This window comes from Hymenobacter agri (assembly GCF_054778495.1).
Window position 1 is genome coordinate 1 of sequence record NZ_BAAGZM010000303.1, and the last position, 5,030, is coordinate 5,030.

At 62.8% G+C, this 5,030-nt stretch carries 5 protein-coding genes; all 5 read left to right on the forward strand.

Annotated elements, in window-relative coordinates:
- On the forward strand, positions 1-553 hold a 553-nt coding region (locus ACYVDE_RS14240), incomplete at its 5' end, for a hypothetical protein (protein ID WP_460502208.1).
- 21 nt (positions 554-574) lie between these two features.
- A complete protein-coding gene (locus ACYVDE_RS14245; RefSeq protein ID WP_460502209.1) occupies positions 575-1,567 on the forward strand; it encodes a PspA/IM30 family protein in 993 nt (330 codons plus the stop codon).
- Between the two features lie 321 nt (positions 1,568-1,888).
- The gene (locus tag ACYVDE_RS14250) at positions 1,889-3,667 is read left to right on the forward strand and encodes an OmpA family protein (RefSeq protein ID WP_460502210.1); all 1,779 of its coding nucleotides are present in this window, start codon (positions 1,889-1,891) and stop codon (positions 3,665-3,667) included.
- 206 nt (positions 3,668-3,873) lie between these two features.
- The gene (locus ACYVDE_RS14255; RefSeq protein ID WP_460502211.1) at positions 3,874-4,647 is read left to right on the forward strand and encodes an ABC transporter permease; all 774 of its coding nucleotides are present in this window, start codon (positions 3,874-3,876) and stop codon (positions 4,645-4,647) included.
- A 149-nt stretch (positions 4,648-4,796) separates the two neighbouring features.
- A partial coding sequence (locus ACYVDE_RS14260) for an ATP-binding cassette domain-containing protein (protein WP_460502212.1) occupies positions 4,797-5,030 on the forward strand: 234 nt, incomplete at its 3' end.

Sequence of the window (5,030 nt, forward strand, 5' to 3'; positions counted from 1 at the left end):
GGTCGCCGGCCAGCCGCTCGGCCAGCCCGAGCAGCGCCACCGCGACCACATTGCCAGCCTGCTGGCCAGCGACGGCAAGGACTTCGGCACCTACACCAAAATGGTGAACAGCATGGGCGGCAGCGGCCTCAGCGGCCCGCTGCTCTACCAAACGGCCTTCAACGCCTTCTCTGCCCTCACCGGTACCGACCTCCTCGCCCTGCTGGCCTCGGCCGATGAGCTGCAGCAGAAGCTGACCGACGACCGGGCCCGGGTGCAGCAGCGCCACCGCGAAAAGCTGGGCGAAAGCGCCAACCCGCAAGGCCCGCCCAGCCCGCTGGTGCAACTGCTGCAACAGGAAAGCCAGCTGCAAACCGAGGTAGCCGCGCTCACCGAGCAGCTCGCCGCTAAAAGCCAGCAGCTGAACGACCTGAAGCAGCAAACCCAAGCTGAACGGCAGAGAACCCAGGCCGCGCTGACCTCCTACGAGCTGGCCCACGCGGCCGCCGCGGCCGAGCTGCAGGCTCACCGCCAGGCCACCCAATCCTTCCTGACGCAAACCCCTTCCCGCTAACCATTTCCAACCCTTACTCCGATGAACACCCTCCCTTCTTTCAACTCCGAAACCTCCGAGCTGCCCAAGTGGCAGCAGCCCGAGAAAGTGGCCGGCCGCGTGGTGCTGCTGGGCCTGGCCGGCGCGGCCGTGTACTACTGGGGCGTGATTCTGCCCTTCCTGGTGGACATGGTGTTCGACACCGTGAAGCTGGGCATTGGCCTGGGCACGCTGTTCGTGCTGTTTTTGCTGGCCACGAATAAGCGCATTCACGCCGGTTTATGGTATGCCGGGCAGCGCATTCTGCGCACGGCGGCCGGCATTTTCGTGAACACCGACCCCATCGGCATCATGGAAGACTACATCCGCAACACCGAAAAGGAGGCGCGGAAGATGGATGCCGAAGTCACCAACATCGAGGGCGCGCACGAGCTGGTGAAGCGCAAGCTGGCCGCCAACACCGCCCAGATGCAGGAGTACCTGAGCCTGGCCGCCGCCGCCCAGCGCCAGGGCGAAAAGGACATGGCCGAGAGCTACGCCAGCCGCGCCGCTCAGATTCAGGACTACAACCAGCGCCTGATGCCGATGGCCACCACCACGGCCAACGTGACGGTGGTAATGCGCCAGATTCTGAAAGCCGCCCTGCGTCAGATTGACGGCAGTAAGTTCAAAGTCAACCTATTGAAAGACGAGTACGCGCTGGTGAAACGCACCAGCTCGGGCATGCGCGCCGCCATGAACATTCTGCGCGGCGACCCCGACAAGAAGTACTTCTTCGACCTGGCCACCGACCGCGTGGCTCAGGACATGGCCCAGCAGCTCGGCCAGATTAAGCAGGCCATGCGCTACTCGCAGGAGTTCGTGAAGGAGATGGACATCCAGAACGGCGTGATGAGCGAGAAAGGCCAGCGCCTGCTGGAGAAATATCAGAAAGGCGATTTCAACGCCGTGTTGCAGGAAAAGCCGCAGCAGTCCCAATCCATTAACGCCACTAAAAAAGCCTCCGATGATGCCTACTCTAGCCTGCTTGACTAGCTTTTTGCTGGCCTGTGGCCTGGTGGGCCTGCTGGGCTACGATGACAATGCACTGGTGGAACGTCATGCTGAGTATTCTGCGCATCAAGCAGAGGAACGAAGCATCTCTACCTCAGTAGTCATCAAATCGCCTCAACGAAGCGGTAGCGATGCATCGACTTCGCTACGCACCGCTCAGCATCACAACCTGAAAAGCCGCTTGAGCTACGTGAGCCAGTTGAGTTCCTTAAGCCACTTAGCCAGCCGCTAGCCACCCTCCCCAAAACCTTAGAAATCATTGCGCCCAACCGGGCGCCCCACCCCCCTTTTGCCCTTACTAACATGACTACCCGCGGTAAAATTGTAATCGGACTGCTCCTGGTGGGCATCCTCTATTTCGGCATCAACAAGCTGATTGCCAGCAACACCATCTTCCGTAAAGCCGACACGCAGTCGGTACTGCTGAACTCCATTGAGCTGCCCACGGCCACGGGCGGCAGCCGGGCCACGGTGGTGGTGCCCCTGGCCCCGCTGCCCGGCACCGCCCCGGCCGACAAGGGCACGCACCTGACCTGGGAGGTGATGGCCTGGAACAGCCAGATGGCCGGTATGCTGGCCAACGGCGGCCCCCGTTCCACGATGGGTTCGGCCGCGGCCGCCAATGGGCTCGACATGCAGATTGTGCGCCAGGACGATGTGAGCAAGATGCAGGCCGACCTGGTGAAAAACGCCCTCGACCTGCAACGCAACCCCGAAACGCCGGGCCTGATTGTGAGCATTATGGGCGATGGCCTGCCCGGTTTTTCGGCCGTGCAGGGCGAGCTGAAAAAGGCCGGCACCCAGCTGCAGGTCATCCCGTACTCGGTGGGTAAAAGCTTCGGCGAAGACAAGCTAATGGGCCCGAAAGAGTGGCTCGACAACCCCAAAACCGCCCTGGGCAAAACCGTGGCCTGCTACCTGCGCGACGGCGACCAGAACATTGCCCTGAAATGGTGCGCCGATAACGGCCTGAAAGTGAACCCCGACGAAACCACCTACGACCCCGAAGCCGTGAACTTCATGGCCGCCAGCGACTTCCTCGTTGCCGCCGAGAAATACATTCTCGGCAAGCCCGAAGCCCGGACCAAAGTGGTGAACGGCAAGAACACCGGCGTGAAAGTGGACGTGGTGGCCGACGCCGTAGCCACCTGGACGCCCGGCGACGTGAACATTGCCAAACAGCGCGGTGGCCTCGTGAACATCGTGAGCACGAAGGACTACTCCAACCAGATGCCCAACATCATGGTGACGACTAAGCGCTGGTACGACGCCCACCCCAAGGAAGTGCTGGGTTTGATGACGGCCTTCGCCGTGGCCGGCGACCAGGTGAAAGCCCACCCCGAAGCCCTGACCCGCGCCGCCGACATCGAAGCCGCCGTGTACGGCGACCAGGACAAGCCCGGCGCCTACTGGCTGAAATACTACAAGGGCGTGAGCGAAACCGACCGCAACGGCGACGTGGTGGAGTTGGGCGGCAGCAAAGCTTTCAATTTCAGCGACAACCTCAGCCTGTTCGGTCTCGACGAAGGCGGCACCAACGTGTATGCCGCCGTGTACAAAACCTTCGGCGACGTGCAAAGCAAGCTCTATCCCAAGGAGCTGCCCAGCTACGTGCCGCTGGCCGAGATGCTCGACCTCAAGCCCCTGCAGCAGCTGCAAGCCCAGTACAAAGACAAGACCGTGGCCCCGGCTGAAACCCAGCAGTTTGCCGCCGACGACGAAATCCGCCAGAGCGTGAGCAAGCGAGCCTGGAACATCGAGTTCAACTCCGGCCAGAGCACCTTCACCCCCGCCGCCGAGCGCGAGCTCAACCAGCTGTTCAACGACCTCGTGGTGGCCGGCCGCCTGAAAGTGGCCGTGCACGGCCACACCGACAACTCTGGCGACCCCGCCCGCAACCAGCAGCTCTCCGAAGACCGCGCCATGGCCGTGGAGCACTGGCTCGAAGCCAAAAGCCGCAGCGCCTTCCCCGATGGCCGCGTGCAGGTGTACGCCCACGGCGCCACCGAGCCGGTAACCAGCAACGCCACCCCCGACGGCAAAGCCAAAAACCGCCGCGTGGAAGTGGTGCTGGGCAACTAGAACGACAACTCCCCTCCTCAGCCGAGGAGGGGATGTTCGCGCGAAGCGCGGACGGGGGTGGTTGGCCTCGTTGAACGCCCCCCGAACGATTTCGCTCCCACGGCGCGGACGACACAATCACCCCAGTTGCCGCGGGCACGGCAACATCCCCTCCTCGACTGAGGAGGGGAGTTTGACCGGCCTTTACCGTTTTGAAAATATCTGCCATGAAATCTCTTTTCGCCCCCAATGCCCAGCCGGCCCGCCTCGTGTTCAGCACGATGGTGGTAGCGCAAGTGGCTCTGCTGCTGCTGCTATGGATGTTCTATCCCATGCAGCTATTCCCCAGCCTGGGCGAAGTTGTGCGCTCACTCGGCGACCTCATTACCTCGCAGGGCCTCATCCAGGAGCTGTGGGCCAGCATGACCACGGCCCTGCAGGCGCTGGCGGTGGCCACGGTGCTGGCGCTGGGCATTTCCTACCTCACGGCACTGCCCTTCTTCCGGCCCATTGCCTTCGCCGCCAGCAAGATGCGCTACCTCACCCTCACCGGCCTCACCTTCTTTATGGCCCTGCTGGTAAGCTCGGGCCACCAGGTGAAGCTTTCAGTGCTCATCTTCGGCGCCACCGTCTACCTCGTCACGGGCATGACGAGCGTAATTCTGACCACCACGCAGGAGGAAATGGACCACGCCCGCACCCTGGGCATGAGCGAGTGGCGCAGCTTCTACGAAGTGGTAGTGCTGGGCAAGCTCGATGAGATGCTGGAAGTGGTGCGCCAGAACTTCGCCATCATCTGGACCATGATAACGCTGGTCGAAACGCTCTACCAATCCGAAGGCGGCATCGGCCTGCTGCTCTACAAGCAGAACCGCTACCTGCACCTCGATGGCGTGCTGGCCATTCAGCTGGTGATTCTGGCTACCGGCGCCGTGCAGGACTATGTGTTTGTGCTGCTGCGGCGGGTGTTTTTCCCCTACTCGCAATTGGGGGCTGCGTAACCCCACCCCCCGGCCCCCTCCCCTCCGGGGGAGGGGGAGCCTGATGAATTGACAATTTATCTCGCCATTTACTCAACATACACCCGCGCCACCATGGCTCCCCCTCCCCCGGAGGGGAGGGGGCCGGGGGGTGGGGTTACGAAACCACCATGACCGCCCACACCTACGCCTACCGCGACCCCATCCTGACGCTCAACAACGTCTCCATCGCCTTCCACGGCGAGCCCATCCTGCGCGACATCAACGCCCAGGTGCTCGACGTGACGCGGCCCAACATGCAGCAGGGCCAGGTGGTGGGCTTCTACGGCCGCTCGGGCATCGGCAAGTCGGTGCTGTGCCGCATCATGGCGGGGCTCATCCGGCCCGGCAGCGGCACCGTGGCG

Bases quoted from the DNA above. Each gene is read 5' to 3' on its own strand.
- ACYVDE_RS14245 (WP_460502209.1), top strand. From the start codon at position 575: ATGAACACCCTCCCTTCTTTCAACTCCGAAACCTCCGAGCTGCCCAAG.
- ACYVDE_RS14250 (WP_460502210.1), top strand. From the start codon at position 1,889: ATGACTACCCGCGGTAAAATTGTAATCGGACTGCTCCTGGTGGGCATC.
- ACYVDE_RS14255 (WP_460502211.1), top strand. From the start codon at position 3,874: ATGAAATCTCTTTTCGCCCCCAATGCCCAGCCGGCCCGCCTCGTGTTC.